Source organism: Westiellopsis prolifica IICB1 (genome assembly GCF_004323185.1).
GTDB classification, from domain to species: Bacteria; Cyanobacteriota; Cyanobacteriia; order Cyanobacteriales; family Nostocaceae; genus Pelatocladus; species Pelatocladus prolificus_A.
The window spans coordinates 1-1,621 of the sequence record NZ_NAPS01000023.1 but is presented as its reverse complement, the minus strand read 5'-3'; the positions used below and the strand labels follow the sequence as shown (position 1 = coordinate 1,621).

The 1,621-nt window shown below is 47.9% G+C and carries 2 protein-coding genes; both read right to left on the bottom strand.

Features of this window, described 5'->3' with window-relative positions; all coding sequences use genetic code 11:
• Window positions 1-450 (bottom strand): hypothetical protein (locus B4U84_RS31380; protein ID WP_207391056.1); only part of this gene is annotated, 450 nt, incomplete at its 3' end.
• Between the two features lie 710 nt (window positions 451-1,160).
• On the bottom strand, window positions 1,161-1,621 hold a 461-nt coding region (locus B4U84_RS30145; RefSeq protein ID WP_242677779.1), incomplete at its 5' end, for a sugar phosphate nucleotidyltransferase.

Here is a 1,621-nt window from a genome sequence, read left to right as displayed (position 1 = left end):
GGCTACCAAATAACTTGGTCGAATTCCTGTATTAGCACTTAACTGCGAGTAAAACTGCAGGCTTCCCACCGAAGGCAGGTGGCCAGCTTTCTGCGATATCGCGGCGGAGGTAACTAAAGAGATGCTAAAAATCGCTGCAGTCTGGGGAGAGCGGAGGTGCTTTGCATTGCGCTGATCGATCCCTACTAAATTAAATAGTATAAAGGCTGTCACACACAGAAATGTTAATGCGAAGAGGGCGGGGACGGGGTAGTTTTTAATCAGGGATAGATCTGACTTCATCCAATTGTATAGTAATATTGCGTCTATAGGGTGAATTACCTCACGCAGCGCCTCAAATTTCACCTCGTTGACATAATGGAGTCCAATCAAAATCCAATTGTCGCCGACAAAGTAAGTATATACCCGGTCATTGAAATAAAAATGATGAAAAATGATGCGAAAAAGCAAAATGATAACAATTTGTGGAAATCATTAATTTCGTTCATCGATGTAAATATAATAGAAAATACCGCTAGTAATGGTATCGTTGTGTATAGTGCGAGGGCGCAAGTTGTCGGGTGGGCGATTCTAGTCTTCAGTTGCGTGCTACCTTCACCCTGATCTCATTCGGCCCAGCGATGAGTAGTGCTTCGTCCGACACGAACAGATCATATGTCGTGTGACTTGGAAGCCTATAGTCGATGTTCAAAAAGGAAATCTCCGCGCAGGGTGTCAGGCAAATCCCTGACCCAACATAGGCCGCGCTCTGCCGGTCCGCCGCGTCGGAGAAGATAAGCTTTCCGTCCGAAGTCAATTCAAACTGCTGCCCAACCCGCCAATGTTGTTCGAGAGAGGTCTCAGGCGATTCGACGGAAACCACTTTCCAGATGCCTATAGGAAGTGAGGCTAGACCTCTTTCAATCCAGGCGAGCAAAATGCTGATTGTAAGGACCGAAATCAGAGCCAAAAGCCTGAAGTAGAATGATATGTGGCGCATGTTCACAATGGTGAGGGAATGGATAATCCACTGATAACCACACGTGTAGTAAAAATACTAGCTGATTTGTAGAGAATGCTTTATTTTGCGAGTATCAAAAATCGAACACCTATGCTGTTATACCTTCCTTGGCTAGTAATAGAGCAGCATCCATATTCACAGGCAGGAGCGGCTTAAGAGATTATGCCGGCGACTCAGTGAGTAATCTCATCAAGTATTGCCCATATCCGCTTTTGGCGAGGGGCTGAGCCAGGCCTTCCAGCGCTTCGGCATTGATCCAGCCATTTCGGAATGCAATCTCCTCGGGACAAGCGACCTTTAGGCCCTGTCTCTTCTCGACAATCGCAATATACTGCGACGCCTCAAGTAGAGAGTCATGTGTTCCCGTATCCAGCCAAGCGTATCCGCGCCCCATAATCTCGACATGCAACTGGCCCATGGCGAGGTACCGCGCGTTCACATCGGTGATTTCCAGTTCGCCGCGCGGCGAGGGCTTTATGCTTGCGGCAATGTCGCAAACTTGTTCGTCATAGAAATACAGGCCTGTCACGGCATAACTGGATTTTGGCTTCGCGGGCTTTTCTTCAATCGATATTGCCTTGCGTTGCTTGTCGAACTCGACGACGCCGTAGCGCTCCGGAT